This is a genomic window from Microbulbifer maximicatervae (SeqCode) (assembly GCF_052468155.1).
In genome coordinates, this window is the sequence record NZ_CP174335.1 from 4747065 (window position 1) to 4767832 (window position 20768).

20 protein-coding genes and 1 pseudogene are annotated in these 20768 nt (G+C 48.4%); 9 read left to right on the forward strand and 12 right to left on the reverse strand.

Features of this window, described 5'->3' with window-relative positions; translation table 11 throughout:
• Positions 1-109 precede the first annotated feature (109 nt).
• The 3 genes from recQ to ACJJIY_RS20420 all read left to right on the forward strand — a co-directional run bounded on the left by recQ (position 110) and on the right by ACJJIY_RS20420 (position 4044).
• Entirely contained in the window at positions 110-1915 is a 1806-nt protein-coding gene (gene recQ, locus ACJJIY_RS20410) for a DNA helicase RecQ (protein ID WP_444896608.1), read from the forward strand.
• 98 nt (positions 1916-2013) lie between these two features.
• Positions 2014-3525: a CoA-acylating methylmalonate-semialdehyde dehydrogenase gene (locus ACJJIY_RS20415; RefSeq protein WP_444896607.1), complete on the forward strand. Its 1512-nt coding sequence runs from the start codon at positions 2014-2016 to the stop codon at positions 3523-3525.
• Between the two features lie 276 nt (positions 3526-3801).
• Positions 3802-4044: a hypothetical protein gene (locus tag ACJJIY_RS20420; RefSeq protein WP_444896606.1), complete on the forward strand. Its 243-nt coding sequence runs from the start codon at positions 3802-3804 to the stop codon at positions 4042-4044.
• Between the two features lie 113 nt (positions 4045-4157).
• Here ACJJIY_RS20420 and ACJJIY_RS20425 read toward each other — a convergent pair whose 3' ends face one another.
• From ACJJIY_RS20425 to djlA, 3 genes are all read right to left on the reverse strand, one after another.
• On the reverse strand, positions 4158-5003 hold the full coding sequence (locus ACJJIY_RS20425) for an OmpW/AlkL family protein (RefSeq protein ID WP_444896605.1): 846 nt from the start codon (positions 5001-5003) through the stop codon (positions 4158-4160).
• Between the two features lie 429 nt (positions 5004-5432).
• A complete protein-coding gene (locus ACJJIY_RS20430; RefSeq protein WP_444896604.1) occupies positions 5433-5741 on the reverse strand; it encodes a BolA family protein in 309 nt (102 codons plus the stop codon).
• A gap of 46 nt (positions 5742-5787) precedes the next feature.
• Positions 5788-6573, reverse strand: a complete 786-nt coding sequence (gene djlA, locus ACJJIY_RS20435; RefSeq protein ID WP_444896603.1) for a co-chaperone DjlA — start codon at positions 6571-6573, stop codon at positions 5788-5790.
• A 236-nt stretch (positions 6574-6809) separates the two neighbouring features.
• Between djlA and ACJJIY_RS20440 the strand changes: the two genes are divergently transcribed.
• From ACJJIY_RS20440 to ACJJIY_RS20450, 3 genes and pseudogenes are all read left to right on the forward strand, one after another.
• Complete coding sequence (locus ACJJIY_RS20440) at positions 6810-7415, forward strand: hypothetical protein (protein ID WP_444896602.1); 606 nt, start codon at positions 6810-6812, stop codon at positions 7413-7415.
• A gap of 136 nt (positions 7416-7551) precedes the next feature.
• A complete protein-coding gene (gene atzF, locus ACJJIY_RS20445; protein ID WP_444896601.1) occupies positions 7552-8970 on the forward strand; it encodes an allophanate hydrolase in 1419 nt (472 codons plus the stop codon).
• A gap of 142 nt (positions 8971-9112) precedes the next feature.
• Positions 9113-9337 (forward strand): annotated as a pseudogene (locus ACJJIY_RS20450) (allophanate hydrolase-related protein); the annotation flags it as partial.
• On the opposite strand, the gene ACJJIY_RS20455 reads toward ACJJIY_RS20450, so the two are convergent.
• Positions 9264-10145, reverse strand: coding sequence for a LysR family transcriptional regulator (locus tag ACJJIY_RS20455; protein WP_444896600.1), 882 nt, complete (start codon positions 10143-10145; stop codon positions 9264-9266). The pseudogene ACJJIY_RS20450 and the gene ACJJIY_RS20455 overlap by 74 nt on opposite strands.
• A 91-nt stretch (positions 10146-10236) precedes the next feature.
• On the opposite strand from ACJJIY_RS20455, the gene ACJJIY_RS20460 reads away from it, so the two are divergent.
• Positions 10237-10887 carry a hypothetical protein gene (locus ACJJIY_RS20460; protein WP_444896599.1) on the forward strand — a complete coding sequence of 217 codons (651 nt, stop codon included), beginning with the start codon at positions 10237-10239 and terminating at the stop codon, positions 10885-10887.
• A complete protein-coding gene (locus ACJJIY_RS20465; protein WP_444896598.1) occupies positions 10888-11535 on the forward strand; it encodes a type 1 glutamine amidotransferase in 648 nt (215 codons plus the stop codon).
• Between the two features lie 133 nt (positions 11536-11668).
• Here ACJJIY_RS20465 and ACJJIY_RS20470 read toward each other — a convergent pair whose 3' ends face one another.
• The 4 genes from ACJJIY_RS20470 to ACJJIY_RS20485 form a co-directional block, all read right to left on the reverse strand.
• Positions 11669-12118: a hypothetical protein gene (locus tag ACJJIY_RS20470; RefSeq protein ID WP_444896597.1), complete on the reverse strand. Its 450-nt coding sequence runs from the start codon at positions 12116-12118 to the stop codon at positions 11669-11671.
• A 265-nt stretch (positions 12119-12383) separates the two neighbouring features.
• Positions 12384-13700, reverse strand: a complete 1317-nt coding sequence (locus ACJJIY_RS20475) for a sodium ion-translocating decarboxylase subunit beta (RefSeq protein ID WP_444896596.1) — start codon at positions 13698-13700, stop codon at positions 12384-12386.
• A gap of 19 nt (positions 13701-13719) precedes the next feature.
• Positions 13720-15510 carry a sodium-extruding oxaloacetate decarboxylase subunit alpha gene (gene oadA, locus ACJJIY_RS20480; protein WP_445358712.1) on the reverse strand — a complete coding sequence of 597 codons (1791 nt, stop codon included), beginning with the start codon at positions 15508-15510 and terminating at the stop codon, positions 13720-13722.
• Between the two features lie 53 nt (positions 15511-15563).
• The gene (locus ACJJIY_RS20485; RefSeq protein WP_445358713.1) at positions 15564-15800 is read right to left on the reverse strand and encodes an OadG family protein; all 237 of its coding nucleotides are present in this window, start codon (positions 15798-15800) and stop codon (positions 15564-15566) included.
• 565 nt (positions 15801-16365) lie between these two features.
• On the opposite strand from ACJJIY_RS20485, the gene ACJJIY_RS20490 reads away from it, so the two are divergent.
• The gene (locus ACJJIY_RS20490; RefSeq protein ID WP_444896593.1) at positions 16366-17370 is read left to right on the forward strand and encodes a tRNA dihydrouridine synthase; all 1005 of its coding nucleotides are present in this window, start codon (positions 16366-16368) and stop codon (positions 17368-17370) included.
• Positions 17371-17436: 66 nt separating this feature from the next.
• On the opposite strand, the gene ACJJIY_RS20495 is transcribed toward ACJJIY_RS20490, so the two are convergent.
• The 4 genes from ACJJIY_RS20495 to ACJJIY_RS20510 are packed head-to-tail and all read right to left on the reverse strand — an operon-like array spanning position 17437 to position 20738.
• Entirely contained in the window at positions 17437-18222 is a 786-nt protein-coding gene (locus ACJJIY_RS20495) for an outer membrane lipoprotein-sorting protein (protein WP_445358714.1), read from the reverse strand.
• Positions 18215-19429, reverse strand: a complete 1215-nt coding sequence (locus tag ACJJIY_RS20500; RefSeq protein ID WP_445358715.1) for an ABC transporter permease — start codon at positions 19427-19429, stop codon at positions 18215-18217. The genes ACJJIY_RS20495 and ACJJIY_RS20500 overlap by 8 nt, the downstream gene beginning before the upstream one ends.
• Complete coding sequence (locus ACJJIY_RS20505) at positions 19417-20100, reverse strand: ABC transporter ATP-binding protein (RefSeq protein WP_445358716.1); 684 nt, start codon at positions 20098-20100, stop codon at positions 19417-19419. The genes ACJJIY_RS20500 and ACJJIY_RS20505 overlap by 13 nt, the downstream gene beginning before the upstream one ends.
• Before the next feature lie 23 nt (positions 20101-20123).
• A complete protein-coding gene (locus tag ACJJIY_RS20510) occupies positions 20124-20738 on the reverse strand; it encodes a hypothetical protein (protein ID WP_445358717.1) in 615 nt (204 codons plus the stop codon).
• Positions 20739-20768 lie beyond the last annotated feature (30 nt).

Here is a 20768-nt window from a genome sequence, read left to right on the forward strand (position 1 = left end):
CCGCGAAATATGTCACAGGCGTAAAGCCGCCAATTTCATTCAATTTCAGCGGCATACTCATCAATAAACATACCACGCGCGATCGAGCCACAAGGTATACTCCCCGCCCATGAATTCCCCACAACATATTCTCGAACACGTTTTTGGCTATACCGATTTCCGCGATCCTCAAAAAGCAGTTATCGACACACTGGTAGCCGGCAATGATGCCCTGGTATTAATGCCCACCGGCGGTGGTAAATCCCTGTGCTACCAGATTCCCGCCCTGGCGCGCCCCGGGTGTGGAGTTGTAATCTCCCCCCTGATTGCCCTGATGCAGGACCAGGTAGAAGCTCTTCAGGAAGCCGGCATCCGCGCCGCTTACTTGAATTCATCAGTGGCCTATGACGAAATCCAGGCAATCGAAAGCCAGCTATTACACGGTGAGCTGGATCTCCTCTATCTAGCCCCGGAGCGGTTGCTACAGCCACGAACCCTGTCATTACTGCAACGGGTAGAACTGTCGCTGTTTGCCATTGATGAAGCCCACTGTGTTTCCCAATGGGGGCACGACTTTCGCGCCGACTATCTGCAACTCAACTGCCTGCACGAGCAATTCCCCCGGGTACCCCGTATTGCCCTGACAGCAACAGCAGACAAGCGCACCCGTGCAGAAATTGCTCGCCGCTTGGACTTGGAAGAGGCCCGCCACTTTGTCAGCAGCTTCGACCGCCCCAATATCCAGTACCGCATTGAGCCCAAGGACAACCAGCGCCGCCAACTGCTGCAATTCTTACAGAACGGACATCAGGGCAACGCCGGGGTTATTTACTGCCTGTCCCGAGCCAAAGTGGAGAACACTGCGGAGTGGTTGAGCCAGCAGGGCTTCACTGCCCTGCCCTATCACGCCGGACTACCCGCCGAGACCCGCGCCGAGCACCAGCGCCGCTTCCTGCGTGAAGAGGGCGTCATTGTTGTCGCCACCATTGCATTTGGAATGGGGATCGATAAACCGGATGTGCGTTTCGTTGTTCACCTGGACCTGCCCAAGAGTATCGAAGCCTACTATCAGGAAACTGGCCGTGCAGGCCGCGATGGCGGAGTCTCAGTTGCTTTACTCCTCTATGGTCTCGAGGATGTGGTAAAGATCGGCCAGATGGTGGAGTCCTCAGAGGGCAGCGAAGAGCACAAGCGCCAGGAACGCAGCCGCCTGAATGCCATGCTCGGGCTGTGTGAAATCACCAGCTGCCGCCGCCAGGCCCTGCTGGACTATTTTGCGGAACCACTGGACAACCCCTGCGGCAACTGTGATACCTGCCTGGAGCCACCTGCCACCTGGGATGCCAGTGAGGCAGCGGTAAAACTACTCTCCTGTGTCTATCGCACCGGGCAGCGCTTTGGCGCCAGCCACGTGATCGATGTACTGCGCGGCTCCGAGAACGAGAAAGTCCGCAAATTCGAGCACGACCAGCTCTCCACTCATGGCATCGGCAAAGACCTAAGTGCAGCCGAATGGCGGGCAGTCGTGCGGCAGCTGATTGTTCGCGGCTACCTGGAGGTCGAGGGAGAGTTCCAGGGGCTGAGGCTCACTGAGATTTGTCGCCCGCTGCTGCGACGGGAGGAGACTCTCAACCTGCGCAAGCTTCCCCCAAAAGCGGCGCGCTCGCAGAGCCGTGACAATCGCAGCCTGGATGATCTCAGCCCAGAAAACCAAGTGCTTTGGGAAGCCCTGCGCAACTGTCGCAAACAGTTGGCAGAAGAGCGCGGCGTGCCGCCTTATGTCGTCTTCCACGATGCGACCCTGCGCGGCATGGTACAAGCCCACCCACAAACACGCAGCGAGCTATTAGCGGTCTCCGGCGTTGGAGACAGTAAGCTCGAACGCTTCGGCGATGCATTTTTGGCAGTTCTCAGGGATTTTCCCAAACACGAATAACTCCGAACAGTCGGGAGCTTTTCCCCAAAACACAGAGCTGTGTTACAAAGGGGCAAAGCAGTAGAACAATAATTGATAAACCCGACTGAGAGAGAACTATGAAAGTAATCGGCCACCTGATTAATGGCAACATGGTTAATGACACCGGTGCCGCAGGTAACTCCGAACTCCAAGAGGTCACCAACCCCTCCACCAACGAAGTGATCGCCCAGGTTTCGCTAGCCTCTAAAGCGACGGTTGAAGAGGCCATTAGCGCAGCTGAAGCAGCCTTCCCCGCTTGGCGAAACCTTCCGACGGCCAAGCGAGTACGAATTATGTACCGCCTGCGAGACCTGCTCCAGGAGAACGCCGCAAAGATCTGTGAGCTGATTACCCTGGAACACGGCAAGGTCCTCGACGATGCGATGGGGGAATTACAGCGGGGCATCGAGAATATCGAGTACGTTTGCTCTACTCCGGAAATGCTAAAGGGCGAACACAGTAAAAATGTCGGACCGGCAATAGACTCCTGGAGCGAATTCCAACCGCTGGGTGTTTGTGCCGGCATAACCCCCTTTAATTTCCCCGCTATGGTTCCCCTGTGGATGTGGCCAATGGCAATTGCCTGCGGCAATACCTTTGTACTAAAACCCTCCGAACGCACCCCCTCCTCTGCACTGTTTATCGCGGAGCTGGGTATAGAAGCCGGCATCCCTACAGGGGTACTGAATGTGGTTAACGGCGGTAAAGAGGCCGTCGATACACTCCTCACTGATAAACGTGTCCAAGCGGTGAGCTTTGTGGGATCGACTCCGATCGCAGAATATGTCTACACCACAGGCACCGCCCATGGAAAAAGAGTGCAAGCGTTTGGTGGTGCCAAGAACCATGCGATCATCATGCCCGATGCCGACCTGGACAACGCTGCAGCGGCTCTAATGGGCGCAGCCTATGGCTCCTGTGGTGAACGCTGTATGGCCATCTCTGTCGCTGTAGCGGTAGGTAATGAAACCGCCGACGCCCTTGTTGAGAAGCTCAAAGTACAAATTGCTGATCTGAAAATCGGCGATGGTATGGACAGCCAAAGCGATATGGGGCCACTGGTAACCAGGCAACACTTACAAAAAGTGGAGAGTTATATTGCCGCTGGTATCGAAGAGGGTGCCGAGTTGGCTGTAGATGGGCGCAACCAAACCGTTTCCGGCTTCGAAAATGGTAATTATCTGGGTGCCTGCCTATTTGATCGAGTCACTCCGGAAATGTCGATTCATAGTGGGGAGATATTTGGCCCGGTACTCTGTGTGATACGTGTCGAAACCATGCAGGAGGCAATGGATATTATCGATGCTCATGAATACGGTAACGGCACCTGTCTATTTACTCGCGACGGTGAGGCCGCACGCTATTTCAGCGACAATATTAAAGTTGGAATGGTCGGTATCAACGTACCTCTGCCGGTGCCAGTAGCACACCACAGTTTCGGTGGCTGGAAGCGTTCACTGTTTGGCGACCTCCACGCCTACGGCCCCGATTCAGTGCGTTTTTACACTAAGCGCAAAACCATTACCCAGCGCTGGCCTGCCAGTGGTGTAAGGGAAGGTATTCAGTTCAGTTTTCCTTCAAATCAGTAATTACTGAAACAAATCATTATAAGAAGGCCCGTAACCAAACGGGCCTTCTTCCTACTCCAGATATAAACTGCTAGCAGGCATAAAGCTTCAGGACTCCAACCTCTACTCTCCTTAAACACTCCCCTGCCCCGATTTTCACGCCTAACACCAAAACCTTTTATTTACCTCACTAATTTACTCAAAAAAAACAAATAAGTTCTTATTTTTTAATGCATCTCATTTACTTCAGATTGACAGGGTGGGATTATTTATTTAGCAATAACTAGAATAACCATCATGAAAACCAAAGGTCTCGCTATTGCCCTTATTGCTGTATTGACCGCTACCCATCAGGCAGCAGCACAACAGGATGCATCATTTAAGAAATGTAAAAAATGGCAACAAAAAATTGAACACTTCCGCGAAGAAAGAAAAGATGACGGATCGGGAGAGCAGATGGAGAAATGGAAGGACAAGATAAAAAAATTGAGAGAGAAATTTAAAGAATACAACTGCGATCAATATAAGCGCCACTTGTAATCAAGAATTGGCAACTGCAGCACTCAAGAAAAATTATTCGCCTTCCCCTGAATATCAGATGAGCGTTAAATAAAAAAGGACGCCGAAGCGCCCTTTTTTGGCTGCATGACTGATTACCAGTGGAAATCAAACTTGTAGCCTACACCAATATTGAATGACCAGGGGTCAAAGAGGTAATCACCACCGAATCTGTGGCGATAAAACTCATTGTCATCATTGGTATCGAACCAGAAGGCATCCACCTCAATATCGGTATCTACATCATAGTAAATAGCGGCAAGGTTAATCAGCCAGCTACTATCATGACCGAAATTAAAGTCGACACCAATCTGCCAAGTGTATCCCCAGTTGTCACCCAGGTTTACACGGCCATCCCAAGGCCGGAACACTTCAACATCATCATCGAAATCCCACCAACCCCAATGTCTCAGACGCTCATCGGTAAAGTCGGTATAGTTGATACCTACTCCCATATAAGGCTGAACCATGCAGCTGGGATCTAACGGATAATAATTCAGATAGGCGGCCGTGATCTGAGGCTTCCACCTAGCGAAATCGCGGCGGCGATGGAATTCGTCAAAGTCCGGATTAAAGCGACGTAGCCAGGGCCTATTGTCTCCTCCTGTATGGCGGTCACCCTCGGTGTAACTCAAGGATACACTCATATGGTCAGTAGCCCGCCACTCTACATTGATAAACCAGCCCCACTCATCACTAGGATCAACATTGGAACGGAATGCACCCCAGTCAAAAGACTCATCATCCGGCCAGTCAAAGAATCTATCACTAAAGGTGACATTATCCGAGTTGGGGGAGATATAGGCCCCACCAATTCGAACCTTAAACTCCTGGGTCTTTGGTGGGGGAGGGGCATAGCCAGCCGGTCCTGCCGAAGCGACACTAGAGATTGCTAAGGCGAGGGGCGTCATAACGGGGATCAGAATACGCGTCATCTTCATTTGTGGTAACTCCATTGATATTCAGCAGATCAAACAGCAATCAGCCCAATCAATGGTCAGTCTAGTCGCACGAAGTAACAGGTGTAGAAAAAACAAACAAATGTTGGCGTGTAAAAAAGTATTTATTGTTTTCTGGCACTTAAACCGCTTTTTGGCGTTTAATTTTCCCGAACAAAGTATGATTTTTAAAATGGATAGGCGCCTCTTGGAATTCTAGCGGCCATCAGAGCAAGAGAGATATGAAGAGATCTAAATTAACAAACAAAAAATAGACGCCATTACACTACTGATTCTTACAACCAGTAAAAGCTTATGAGGGCTTTCATGACGCAAAAAGAAACTGAAAATTTTTGAATAGCTGTTTACATGAAAAACGCGACAGGTCCCAGAACTGGAACCTGTCTGAGTTGTTTTAAATAAAGCGCTGAATTACGACTTTTTTCCACCACCCTGGCATTCAGGACTCTGTGGGGCCTGTCCCTCCCACTCTTCCGGGCTGTAAGTGTGCAGAGCAAGAGCATGTATTGGGCCAGCCATTTCTTCAGATAAAGCCGCATAGACTTTTTGATGGCGCTGCACTTTTCTTGCCGAATTGAACGCCTCACTCACCAAAACGACCCGAAAGTGCATTTCAGAGCCAGCAGGCACATTGTGCATATGACTTTCGCATTGCACTTCAATATGCTGAGGGGAAAATTCCGCAGTCAGCTTATCTTTAATTGTCTCAGCAAGACTCATCTATCAACTCCTTTATTTGCGATACAGCAAGGCTACTTTCCAGAACCTAGCTGACAACCTTAGCCTGTTGCTTTCTCGCCTCAACAATCGCTTCATAGGCAACAGTAATACTTTTCATCTGATCATCAGCATGACGCATAAACTCTTCAGGCAACCCCTTGGAAGCAATTTTATCGGGATGATACTCTGCTGCTTTTCGGCGATAAGCTAATTTAAGCTCTTTATCGCTAGTCTCCGGAGTACAACCCAACACTGCGTAATGCTGCTCCAAATTTGCAGCCGTACTCCTACCCCCGTGCACAAACTCATTTTGCATTGCCGCAAATAAAGATTCATGCAACCCAAGATCAACAGTGATGCGTTTTAAAATATCTTCTTCTGCGCTATGTAATTCACCATCGGCATAAGCAACAGCAAATAATAGGCGATACACCATTTCCCGCATTGCTTGATCGCGAACCAGCTGGCGATACTGTTTTGCGTAATCGTAAATGCTGTACTTATCAGTCTTGGCATTTTCAAAAATACGGATTGCATGCTTGCGCTCCTCAGTGCCCAGACGGAGGTTGTTTCTAATAAAGCCCTCTATAAACTCCACTTCAGCTTTAGAAACCAGGCCGTCTGCCTTAGCCATTTTTGCCAGCATCGAAAATAGAGTCACGATGAAGATTGTCTGGGCTCCATCCCTGCTCAGGGCCGAAGCAGCCTTCCCGAGGCGCTGCTGCAAACTGGAACCAAATGAACTGCCGATCCAGGCTCCCAATGCCGCACCAATTGGACCGCCAAACATAAAACCAAAGCCTGCACCTAACCCCGCCCCTAACCAGGACATACACTCTCCTAGACGCTAAAAGTCGCGCCCGCTATATAAGAATTAAACAAGTAAAACGCGCCTATCATACCACGTACTACGGCGCCTTAATCCCCAAATATGAATCGCCGGTCACAACCCAATAGAACTGAACCCGCCAGGTCTATCTTTTGACGCGGCAATCAATCTCGAAACTATCACTAGTCCTCAGGCCCAATTATGTTTGAGAGTGAAAATCGAACTTAAAGGCAAGCCGAATGAAAATGCGGCCAGACACAGCTCTCTTTCGCCCCCTATTGGCTTTTTGTGCCATAGCACTCCTCACGTTAACCGGTTGCGATCAACATCGAGGTGCATCCCAGCAAGAGGAGGCCAGCAGCACTCCAGGGCACCAGGACTGGGAAACTATCGTAGAGGTCCTTCTGCACCCCCGCTGCCTCAATTGCCACCAGTTGGAGATGCCACTTATAAATGAAGGGTCTCCCCATGTTCCTAGAGTGGAGCGCGGTCCAGATAATATGGGGGCAGGTACCATGCGTTGCAATAACTGCCATTCAAATAAAAACAACCCTGTTACCGGTGCGCCTGGAGCTCCAGGGTGGGTTATGGCACCCATTGAGTTGAACTGGTCACAAAAATCCTCGGCTCAAATCTGCAAGCTGCTAACTACTCCCCAGGACAACGGCGGGCGAGCACCAACCAGTCAGCTGGAGTTTGTCAGTACCAGCCCACTGGTATTGTGGGGATGGCACCCCGGTGACAGCCGCCAACCGGTAAATATCCCCCACGATAAGTTCATTGAAGCAATGAAAGGTTGGATTGCAGCAGGGACACCCTGTCCACCGGAGAGGACATCAAACTAATTATGTATTTGCTAAATCTAATATTATGCGGTTTACATTGAGATGAAAATTCTTGAAAAAATATAATCTTAGTAATACAAACATCGAAATAAATAACAGTTCGGTATCTAGTTGAAGTTATTCTCGGAACCCTTTTATGGCCCACGATTTAACGCTAGACCATCTAAGAAACACCTACTCCCAAGGTATTACAACACCGCGTGAACTCATTGCCAGTCTATTAAAGCAAGCACTGCAGCAAGCCAATTATAACGCCTGGATAACTCTATTAACGCGAGAAGAGCTAGAACCCTATCTAGAAGCATTGGACCGAATAAGGCCCAGCGATCTGCCATTATACGGAGTGCCCTTTGCTATCAAGGATAATATTGATCTTGCTGGAGTACCTACAACAGCAGCCTGCCCAGACTTTAGCTATATCCCTCGCGAAAGCGCATTTGTTGTAAAGCTATTGATTGAAGCAGGAGCCGTGCCGCTCGGCAAAACCAATCTCGACCAATTCGCCACCGGTCTAGTAGGTGTTCGCTCCCCTTACGGAGAAGGTAAAAACTCTTTTAACCAGGAGTATATTTCTGGCGGGAGCAGTGCGGGATCAGCTATTGCCACAGCACTTGGGCAAGTCAGTTTTGCTTTGGGAACAGATACTGCTGGCTCTGGTCGGGTACCTGCGGCACTCAATAATTTAATAGGCCACAAACCCACTCGGGGACTGCTGAGCACTACAGGGGTTGTCCCCGCCTGTAAAAGTCTCGACTGCGTGTCAATATTCGCCCTAAATTGTCAAGATGCTGCCAAGCTACTTGATATTACGGCGAAGTTTGATTCAGCCGATATCTATAGCCGTACCACCCCATCTTCAAATAGGCTGCGGTACTTCCAGGAAAGCTTCCCTAACAATAAGATCAGTTTTTCTTTTGGTATACCTGAACAACTTGATTTTCAAGGGAACAAAGAAACCCAGGCACTCTTTAATCAATCTATCAAAAAATTAAAAGTGCTGGGCGGACAGGCTGTAACTGTAGACTTTAATCCTTTTATAGAAGCGGCAAAGCTACTATACGAAGGTCCCTGGGTAGCCGAGCGCTGGATTGCAACTCAAGGTGTAAAACCGAAATCCATGCTTGAGGTAATCCGGAAGGTTATTAACTCCGCGGAAACAAAAACTGCAGCTGATGCTTTCTTGGGACAATACCGCTTACAAGCACTAAAGAGAATCTGTGATAAAACACTGGAGAATATCGATTTTATCATTATTCCCACTATACCGACTGCTTACACCCGCCAGCAAATATCCGAGCAACCCATTCAAAGAAATTCTATTCTCGGAACCTACACAAATTTTATGAACTTATTGGACTATTCTGCGACCGCAGTACCCGTTGGCTTTCTTAGCTCCGGAATTAGCTGGGGAGTCACTTTGTTTAGCCAGAAACATTGCGATATGTCTCTGCTAAGTTTTTCTAATAGTTTACACCAGGCCTGTAATCTCCCATTGGCTGCTACAGGAGAACGCCCGGGAGAAACATCCAACCAAGACAGCGGCTCTCGCCATTAGCTACACCGGACAAGCTGGTAAAAATTGTAATCTGTGGTGCACATCTCAAAGAGTAACCTCTCAACTGGCAACTCACTGAGCGGGAGAACAGTTATATCAGAAAACAACAACCAGTCACCAATACCGACTCTATGTTCTCCCCGAGGAGGTGCGCCCCGCTCTGGTTCGCGATGAATCAGGAAATGGGCAAGCCATCCAGGTGGAAATATGGCAGTTACCAACCGAATATTTCGGCCATTTAGTTGCTACAATACCCTCTATGGAAGCTGGCTTAATTGGCTCCAATCCAAACACTAAGCCCACTCGGCGAATTTACTTAGCCAGGAGGCATTCGTTTTCCTTCCTACTACAAAAAGCTCTTCACTAGATTTTATATCGCCATCCTCCACCCTAACGATTACCCCACCTATTTCAGTTATCAGAGGCTCAGGCAGAAAAGCGAGCAGCCTATTATTTTTTACTAGCTGGCAAAGAACCCCATAATCATTTACAACGACCTGCACCTTGCGAGGATAATTAATTTCCGGCCAGCCATCGCTACCTATCCCCCGCTCTTCACCACAGAAGGGTGATATCCTCGGTGCGGCAAATGGATATTGCAAGATATCTGACAGTGAAGCCTTCACCTCAGCCCCCTGCTCCACTACCAAAGAGTGATCAGGCCCTGCAGCAATACACATTGATACTGAGCCAAGTGGCCGAGCACCCATTGAGGATGACAACTGCCCCAAAACCGCTCCGGTTATCAGGGCCAGATCTACCTCCCCCCTGGATAACATCTTCAATGCCAAGGCTTCATAGGCCGATGTGAATGACAACCGCCCCCCTTCCTCCTCAATAATAAATTTGCGGTAGATAAATGTACCCCAGGCTAGTTGCAGCATGGTCGGAGCAGCAATTCGGCACTCCTGATTTACATTTAGCTCGCCAACTTCAGAGCGAATTCTTCTGGCAATCGCCACCATCTCAACCGCCCGACTTTGCAGTCTGAGGCCTGCATCATTGATTTTCAGTTGCTTGCCAACTCGATCAAACAGGCGAGTGCCCAGCTCTCCTTCCAGCCGCTTTAATGTTTTACTCAATCCACCCGGGCTCGTATCCAGCCTGTCTGCGGAGCGCTGCAGGTTCTCCGTCGCAGCAATCACTAGAAACTTCTCAAGTGCTTCTATTTCCATAGTGGAATCAAATATCTCTATTTTTGAATCGATTATTCACTAGAGTACTCTTAGAATCCCCTGCATCCAAGTTCATAGCTACACAAAACCGATGAAAAATATTCTTCTCTTTTTGGCGCTGACAATCAGCTCAAGCGTATGCTTCACACAATCTTCATTAGCACAAAGTGACAATTCGGTCGGAATTCATGGCATGGCCCTGTTTACCGTCGGCGGGCAAATTATTGCCACACACATGCCACTACATGGCGGAAAACACAGTCATCAAGTTATTTTGGAATTGGAGACTGATGACCAGGAGGAGGTGCAAAACCTCCTCAAGCAAAACGAGTTAGTTACATTGCTTCCAGAGGAATTTTCTTTACGCGAACTACGCGAGGGAAAACTCAATGCCTTTAACGCCCAAATGTTTACAGGGCATTTTGAACGAGGAGGAAAACTTGCGCTGCAAGCTGTTACTTTCAGGGTAACCTCTCGACTAATGGATAGCCCCCTTACCCGAACAGAAAATGGGCACTACCAATTAATACTTCTTAAAAATTACACTTTGCTTGTGCATGAAATTGCATCCACCCCCAGCTTCGACCAAATACTGCTGGTCAGCACCGACCATGATTTTTTCAGCGACATTTATAGCGGCAGTTTAAAACCGCTTTCGAAAGATAGCTGGCCAAAAAGCCTAACTAAAGCTGGCATCCACTATAAGGAAGAACTGTATTTTGAAAATCAGGATTTCCAGTAAATGACCAAACCAATACTGATTATCCAACATGAGGGAACTGAGGGCCCAGGGTATATTTATGACTGGGCTACAGAGAAGCGAATACCGCTTTCTATCATTAACCCTCAGAAGTCACCACTTCCTCAAAGCGATTTTAGCGGAGTTATTATCCTTGGTGGGATGATGAACGTTTGTGAGCGCGAAAGGCTCCCTTGGCTTGCCAATGAGATTGCATGGGTAAAAAACTGCATTGAACTTCCAATCCCAATATTGGGCATCTGCCTTGGGGCACAGATTCTTGCATATGCATTGGATGCAGAGGTCCGCCAACTTCCTCAAGAGGAAATGGGCTGGCTACCTATAAGGTCTACAACAGCACTGAATTTCAATTTAGAGAATGTATTCCAGGCACATAGCTATTTCTTTGAAATTCCGGAGGGGGCAATTTGCTTGGCAGAATCTGACTTGTGCCCTCATCAGGCCTTTTTATTCAGCGAAAGAATAATGGGTTTGCAGTTTCACCTAGAGTGGTCCAGTGAGGATATTGCCCAACTATTTCCTGAATACTTTAAAACTTACGGTTCCTCAGAGAAACTCCATCAGCAAGGGCGTGACTTTTTATATAAGATCCTAGACACTCACTTCTATAAACTAGACAACCTTAGATAAGAAGCTTAAGTATGAACAAGTGGTGCAAAGCTGTACTCTCACCTAATAGTTATCGTCCTTACTTTTTAAGGGGTAGCCAGGGGCGCAAACTCATCCAAGAGTAGCCGCCCCATATTAAACTGGCTATTAGTTACTACTCATCGGAGCATTCAATTCCACTCTCAAAGCAAAGGCCACCACGTTGGGAGCAAATTTCAAGTAATCTTCCCTTCGCTTCAATACGACTAAAGCCCTTAGAGTGAATACCCCCAGCTTTTACATCTGACATATAGCAAGCCCACTTAGGGCGCTCCTCTACAGGAAATGGATGTACTAATTCAGACTGAGCTTCAATACTCGCCTGTAATTCCAAAATCAAATCTTGAAGCCGATGGACATTTTTTCGCAACCTCATCACTTCTTTTTCTAAGTCACGAACATTTTCAGATCCCACACTCTGCTTGTGTTCAGAGCGTACTTCTTTACGGAGCTTAACCACCTCTTTCTTTAACAGGCGAACTTCTTCCGCAGTTTGATGATTATCATGTGCAAACGCACTGGTGGAGAAAAGAGCAAAGGCAATTAAGAATGGCAAACTACGCATTGGGGTTACTTCCTAATGAATTTTTATTCCAGTAAACATTTTGGGAGGAATATAGCGCAACTAACCTTAACTCAAAATGAATTCTATCGCTGGAGATACTCTATTGACCTGATAAGCGTACCAAATCCATCCATGACTACTTCTTCAAATTATTTAAATCAGAAGGATCTGTTTTAACTAGCAAAAGCAGACAAAATGCATTTGTTTTAGGCCAACAAAAAGGGCGAACACTGTTCGCCCTCTCTTCCAAAGCCATGGATTTTGGTTACCCTCCAGTAAGGCTCCGCACCATACTGATCATCACACCCGCAGCCACCGCAGAACCGATAACACCGGCTACGTTGGGGCCCATTGCGTGCATCAACAGGAAGTTGTGAGGATTGGACTCGAGTCCCACTTTGTTGGACACCCGCGCGGCCATAGGTACGGCAGAAACACCGGCAGAACCAATCAATGGGTTAATCTTGTGCTTGCTGAATACATTGATCAACTTAGCCATCAACACGCCAGCCGCAGTGCCGATCGCGAACGCCACAATACCTAAGGCCAAAATACCCAGGGTTTTAGGGTCGAGGAATTTGTCTGCCGCCAATTTCGAACCAACGGAAAGTCCCAGGAAAATAGTGGTGATATTGATCAGCGCGTTCTGAGCGGTGTCCGACAAGCGGGAAACGACTCCGCACTCACGCATCAAGTTACCAAAGCAGAACATGCCCAACAGCGGTGCAGCAGCTGGCAGGAACAGGGCCACCAAAATCAGCAGCAACATCGGGAAGGCAATTTTTTCCCGCTTGCTCACATGGCGCAATTGCACCATTTCAATTTTGCGTTCCTGCTCAGTGGTCAGGGCTCGCATAATCGGCGGCTGAATCATAGGCACTAGCGCCATATACGAATAAGCTGCTACAGCAATAGCCCCCAACAGGTCCGGGGCCAATAGGCTGGAAACATAGATAGCTGTGGGGCCATCTGCTCCACCGATAATACCGATCGCAGCGGCATCGGCGATTGAGAAGTCCATGATTCCCGCTACCGAGAGACCCACAGCACCGAGCACCGTGGCAAAGATCCCAAACTGGGCCGCTGCACCGAGGAACAAGGTGCGCGGATTGGCGAGTAGCGGACCAAAGTCGGTCATAGCCCCTACGCCCATAAAAATTACCAACGGCGCAATGCCGGAAGCAATAGCTACGGAATAGAAGTTATACAGCATACCGTTATTGAAACCGGCATCCCGGGCAAACTCAGCTGCTTGTACCTGCACGGCTGCCGGCGCACTGGCCAGAGCTTCCTGAAGCGCGGGTAAAGCTGAAGTACTATCGAGGCCCAGGATCTGGGCCATTTGCGCCAACACAGCTCCATCTCCCTGGGTAAGGGCTGTCTCCGCGGCTGAGAGTGCCAAATCGGCACCGGGAATATTGGCCAGGATTCCGCCGAAACCGATAGGTACCAAAAGCAGGGGCTCAAAGTTTTTGCGAATGGCCAAAAACAGCAGGCCCAGGCCCACCAAAATCATAATGAACTGGCCCGATGCCATCTGCGCGACACCGGAGGAATGCCAAAGAGTAATCAGATTATCCACGTGTGACTCCTACCTTTGGCTATGCAATAGACAGCAGGGCATCACCCACCGCCACTGAATCGCCTTCTTTTACTGCCACACTGGAGACGTTACCGGCACGAGGGGCACTCACCACAGTTTCCATCTTCATCGCTTCCAGTACTAACACCGCCTGACCTTCGCTCACCTGGTCCCCAGGCTTCACCATTACTTTGAAGATATTTCCAGCGAGAGGCGCATTAACCGGCTCACCGCCGGTGGCGGGCACGGAAGGTGCACCAGCTGCTGGTGCAGAAGCACTACCAGACACCGGAGCAATATTGGTTAAGTCGCCACCATCGGCCACAGTGACGGTGTAGCTCTGTCCCTCTACAGTCACGGTGTAAACTTCTTCACCTTTGTCGTTCTTGACTGCAGCACCTTCATTACCGGTAGGTACTGGCTCGAAAGCTTCTGGATTACCACGGTTTTTCAGGAACTTCAGGCCAATCTGTGGGAAGAGTGCATAGGTAAGCACATCGTCGATCTCCCCCTCACCATCGGTCAAGACTACATCCTGTTCACCGGTTTTCTCTTGAAGCTCCAGAGTCAATTTGTCCAACTCCGGTGCCAACAGGTCCGCCGGACGGCAAGTAACCGGATTAGCGCCATCAAGCACCCGGACTTGCAGCTCCTGGTTAACTTCAGCAGGCGTCGCACCGTACTCACCTTTCAAGACTCCGGCAGTCTCTTTAGAGATCGACTTGTAACGCTCTCCAGTCAGGACATTGAGCACCGCCTGGGTACCCACAATCTGGGAGGTGGGGGTAACCAGCGGGATAAAGCCCAGGTCTTCACGCACCCGCGGGATTTCCTCTAGCACATCATCCAAGCGATCCCCGGCGCCCTGTTCGCGCAGCTGGCTCTCCATATTGGTGAGCATGCCACCCGGCACCTGGGCCACCAGGATGCGGGAGTCCACGCCTTTCAAGGAGCCCTCAAACTTCGCGTATTTCTTGCGGACGTTACGGAAGTAAGCCGCAATTTCTTCCAGCAGGTTAATATCCAGCCCGGTGTCCCGCTCAGTGCCTTCCAAAATGGCCACCAACGCTTCGGTTGGGCTGTGACCATAGGTCATGGACATAGAGCTGATCGCGGTGTCCACGTTGTCGATACCCGCCTCGATACACTTGAGAGCGGTAGCCGTAGATAAACCGGTAGTAGCGTGGCACTGCATATGGATGGGGATGTCCACGGCGGCCTTCAAACGTTTCACCAGCTCGTAGCCCTCATAGGGGCGCAGCAGACCGGCCATGTCCTTGATCGCGATGGAATCCGCTCCCATATCCTCGATCTGGCGCCCCAGATCCACCCATAAGTCCATGGTGTGTACTGGGCTCACGGTATAGGAGATGGTGCCCTGAGCGTGCTTCTCTTGTTTCTTCACCGCAGCCAGTGCTGTTTTCAGGTTGCGCATATCGTTCATCGCGTCGAACACGCGGAACACGTCTACCCCATTGACTGCAGCGCGCTCTACAAACTTCTCAACCACGTCATCCGCATAGTGGCGGTAGCCGAGAATATTCTGTCCCCTGAACAGCATCTGTTGAGGCGTATTCGGCATAGCTTTCTTCAATTCACGAATACGCTCCCAGGGATCTTCGCCGAGATAGCGAATGCAGGAGTCGAAAGTGGCCCCCCCCCAGGACTCCAGGGACCAGAAGCCAACTTTATCGAGCTTCTCAGCAATCGGCAGCATATCGTCCAGTCGCAGTCGGGTAGCGAACAGTGACTGGTGGGCATCGCGCAGGACTACATCGGTAATCCCCAATGGCTTTTTAACCTCAGTCATGGGTTATCTCTCTCGGCAGAAATTATTGGAAATTGTTTGAAAGCGATTGGTGGTTAGCGTCTTTTGCGATGCTGTTCGATCGCCGCTTTAATCACCGCATGTAAATGGACCTTATCATTCCCTGCGGTTGGGGAAGGCGTGTGGGATACGGGCTCCGCTTCGGGAAAATAGCGGGAGATCATTCTCGACATAATACCGGTACCGATCACCAGCAATAGCAGAAAAGTAAAAACAATTCCCATACCAAACAGGGTGATATCTAGCCCCTGTTGCAAAAGTGTTTCTTGCACTGTTTATTCCCCCTGGCACCAGGCAATAAAACCAGCCATTCCGGACGGTTTCATCTGTCCCCGTAACACTATGAATTTACGTACCTATTTATTCAGGACAGCTGAAACACCCCAATTGATATTTTGTGCATATGTAAAATCTTCGCTCACAATTAAACAAATTTATGTCGTACAACCAATAAACTTGCCCGGGAAAATCTCACTTAGCCCAGCCGTCCCAAATTTCTGCACATCGGAATCTTATTCCCTAGACCGGTAATTTCAACCGCCGCTGCACCTGATCCTCCCCCAAAAAGAGCGGGCACACAGGAAAAAATTCATTAGTTCCAAAATGCTGATATTTTTCTATTATCAATACAAGTTGCTTTTAAAATCAAACACTTATTGGTTTCAGAGGCAACGGAGGGGTCTAAATTACCACGCCCAATTTTGGTGCAAAACATCAATAGGCTGAGTTTATTTCTCCTACTTTTATATACTGAAGAATGATCGATTTTGCGCCATTACAATAACTTGCTGATAGAATATGCGCCTTTAGATTTATGATTTACCTCTCAACTGACTTATGACCGACAAGACACCTACCCCAGAACCTACGATTTACCAGGCACCAATGGAGGGGGTAATCGACCATCACGTGCGTGCCCTGCTCTCCGCCATTGGAGGAGTCGATATCTGTGTTACAGAGTTTGTTCGTGTCACTAATACTCGCTTGCCTCGCAGAGTATTCACCCGCTTGTGCCCAGAGGTCGACAAAGGTGCAAAGACCCCAAGCGGGATTCCAGTACGGTTACAGCTGTTAGGCGGCAACCCCAATGCAATGGCAATTAATGCAGTAAAAGCAGTTGAGTTCGGTGCTACAGCAATTGATCTCAATTTCGGCTGCCCTGCAAAATCAGTGAATAACAGCGACGGTGGCGCCTGCCTATTACAAAGCCCTCACAGAGTGGAAGCTATTGTAGGAGCGGTTCGCCGCGCTGTCCCTGAAAACATCCCTGTCACCGCAAAAATCCGACTGGGCTTTAATGATCGCTCTAGCTATATGGATAACGCCCAGGCCGCAGCAGCTGGCGGCGCAAATGAACTGGCAGTACACGCTCGCTCCAAAGTCGATGGCTATAAACCCCCAGCCTACTGGGAATACATCGGTGAAATTCGCCAAAAACTGGAAATCCCAGTCATTGCCAACGGGGATATTTGGACACTTGAGGAATTTCAACGCTGCCGTGAAGTAACCGGATGCGAAGCATTTATGTTTGGTCGCAGCCTGCTAGCCAGGCCAGATTTGGGCAAGCAGATAAAAGCCTACTGCTCAGGTGAGAGCTATACAGCAATGGGCTGGCAAGAGATTATTGAAATTCTTTGGGGTTACTATCAAACCACCCGAGAAGTTTACCCTTCCAAGTATCTGGGCAATCGTATTAAGCAATGGCTCGCTTACTTGAAATTGGCTTTTCCTGAAGCCCAATTGTTCTTTGATAAAATAAAACGTCTCAGGGAGGCAGAAGAGCTTGATAGAGCTTTTTCCGAAGAGCGGAAAATTCAAATAGCATCAATTGAGGCAGCCTAATTTTCCGCACCTCTGCCAGTATCGGAATTGATACTGGCAGAGGAAGTTACCCGCTCAGATCCACTCTCACAGATCCATTTTTGACTGTCGACTCAAGTATGCCGGATTGAAGAATTTTTCCGCTAACTGATGCGCAGTGCTACTTTCGTAGTGAACTCTGGTTTCAGTGGTAGCCTTAATGCTATCAACTAAAACCATCTCCTCCACAAATAGCTCTTCATCCTTTATCCCCGATACAAAATGCGCAACCTTAGCCAACTTTCCAGATTTCAAGTAATGCTCCGCTTGGATAGGGAAGAGACTCTCACTATCAAGCCACAATGTTATCTTTTGATAGCTGGCTCCTTTGGTTTTTGCCTCCAGCTGAATTTTGTGGGTCAATTTATCCTTTAGAATTTCATTTGCCTCGAATTGTCCCCGATAGTCCTGACTCCAAGTCAAAGTGGCGATATCACCAATTGAAGCCTCCCCCAGCAATCTTTGCATCGGTGTAATGCGGATAGGGCGGCGGCTGCGGGGCATCAATAGCCAGTAGTTATCCTGCAGCATCAGCATTTTTTGCCCTTCTTCACCAATACCTTTAAATATCACCAATGATTTTCTCTCAGGGCGAGTATAAACATGGTAGCGATCTTCGCTTTCTAACTCTCCCTGTTTAAAAACCTGGATGTTGGTGACAACTTTTGAAGATGACTCTCCAAGACGATAGGAATCGGCTTTGGCCAACATGCTTTCTACCTGTACAGCGGAAAAATGACTTTCCTTCTCCTCAGTCCCAGCTGAAACAAAGGGAGAGAACATCAGCAACAAACCAATCGCCAAGCTAACTCTGCCTAATCTTAATTTATACATGGACCAATGCCTCAGTAATCGGTTTATTGACACCTTTCCGCGCCGCAAGGAAGGATGAAAAAACACATATCGCAGCTATTGCAACCGAAATCATCCAAGCCAAGTTAATAGAGAAATAAACAGTCAAAGGATACCCCGTTGTTTTTCCCGGAGGTGGCGGCATAGTAATGTCAAACATCATCAATCCAGCGCTTATCAGACCAGCCAAAATAACACCGGCTAAAGAACCCACTACAGCAAGTACTAAAGCCTCCAATATAAACCCTGTTATCAATTCCACTTTGGATGCTCCCAATGCGGACAAGGTACCTATTTCCCGTGTTCTCTCTGTTACCGACATTGCCAGCGTATTGAAAAGAGAGACAAAGATAACCAGTGCCATAATGATTCCCATCAACCCAAAAATTCGATCATAAAGACTCTTCACTCCCTGATAGAAAAAGGCACGATCCTCCCAAGTTGTAATTTCCAGCTCTGGAACTAACTCACGCAGTCTTTCCTGCAAGCTCGATGTCTTATCAAGGCTGTAGCCATAAATTGCCATGGTTGAAACCCTGTCACTATCTAAAAGGAACTGTGCAGCCGGAACAGAAATATATACTTGACGCTTATCCATATCTGGAACACCAGTCCCGAAAATTCCCCTAACCTTAAAATCCATTGCATTGAGAGCCCCATGAACGGTAGAGGACATTAAAGTAATATAATCCCCAGGCCTTACATTAAGATTTCTTGCGAGATCCTTACCCAGCATAATCTCAGGATCACTGATATCTTCACGGTTTGATAAAATACTGCCCTCAGTGACATTTAGAAAAGGCCCCTTCACCCGAAATTCACTTGGCAATATCCCCTGACCTAAAAAAATAGAAGACTTATCACCATTGGAAATTAACCCTTGCAGATAAACTCTAGGCTGCACGGCCTTCACATTTTCCTCAACCAACAAGTCCCTACGTAATTTATTGGCATTATCTAAACCAAGCTGAAGAGGAAAGTCCTCATCAGAAGAGAAATATCCCGGCTGTGATAGCACCAAATGCCCCTCACTACGCGCCGCGCTCTCTTTAAGGGATTGATACGTAAATAGGCCAAAACCTCCGGAGGTCATCAAGGCCGTTACCACAATGGAAATAATTGCAACGGCAAGAAAGCTTCTGCGGCGATTGCGCAATAAATTTAAAACCGCGACTTTTAAGCGATGCATAAAGCACTCTCCTGTAGAATTACACCATCTTTCAACTCAACAACTCTATCGCAATGACGAGTCATTCGATCATCATGACTGGCAACAATAAAAGCTGTTTTTTGCTCCATTCCTAAACTTTTCATTAACTCAATAATTTGTTGTGCGGTAACACTATCCAAGCTGGCCGTAGGTTCATCGGCAATTACCAGTTTGGGCTGGTGCACCAGTGCTCGAGCGATTGCTACTCTCTGCTGTTGTCCACCTGAAAGTCGATCTGGCCTGTAGTTAGAAAACTGGGACAGCCCGACATGATCCAACATGCCCATTACACGCCGTCTTACTTCACCTTCTTTCATTCCATTTAAAAGAAGTGGAAAGGCTACATTCTCAAAGGCTGTCATTACCGGAACCAAATTAAACTTTTGGAATACAAAACCCAACTGGGTACGACGGATCTTCATTGACTGCCGATGGCTTTTTCTCAGCACCTCGCCGGCAAAGCAGACTTCTCCGCTGTAATCATGATCCAGTAGCCCGCAAATATTTAACAAGGTACTTTTACCAGACCCCGATGGTCCGCACAGAGCTACCATAGTGCCTGCTCGAATATCCAGATTCACATCTTTTAGCGCCCGAAGTTGAACCTCACCGGAAGTGTAAGTCTTTTCAATATGAGTGAGCTGTAACATAGATTCACTACCTGTTCGTACTATTAGTCAGAGTTTTTAACATCACCACATGGATTTGATATGCCATGACTCTCAGCCTTTGCTCCCCATAAATTCACTAACTCCTTGTCACCCTCAAGCTCTGCAGCCTGCAATGCGCCACAGTAAATCCAGTGAGTAGCGTCTGGCGGCATATATCCCATGCGTGGATCACCCATCAACTCATGATAAAGTTCAAACCCACGGTCAAAAGAATTAAAGAACTTTGGCACCTTAGTAAAAGTTGTTGCAGCAATTCCTTTGAGCAGCAAGTCTTGAGGCATCCCCTGAGAGGAACGACCAGGGTTATCCATTTCTTCAATTATGGTGAGCGCCTTATCCATACGGGCAATTCCATTCTCTGCATAACTGACCTTTCTCCAGGGCAACCAGCTTTCTTTTGCCATTAGAGTCTCACTGGCCCCCAGGTAAAAAAGTGCAATAGGATCAGAAGGATTATCTTTCTGTAACGCCTTAAAAGCCTCATAGGACTCCTCTATCGCCGCCCCACCCTGTGCTGCCGCTTTTTGGTACAAACCTTCCATTTGTGCGTCCTGGGCAGCAAGAGATGAAACGCTCACCCCAAGATTTAAAGCCATTATTACAAGTAACCTTTTCATTACACTTCTCCTTGCTTCTGAATTTTTAAT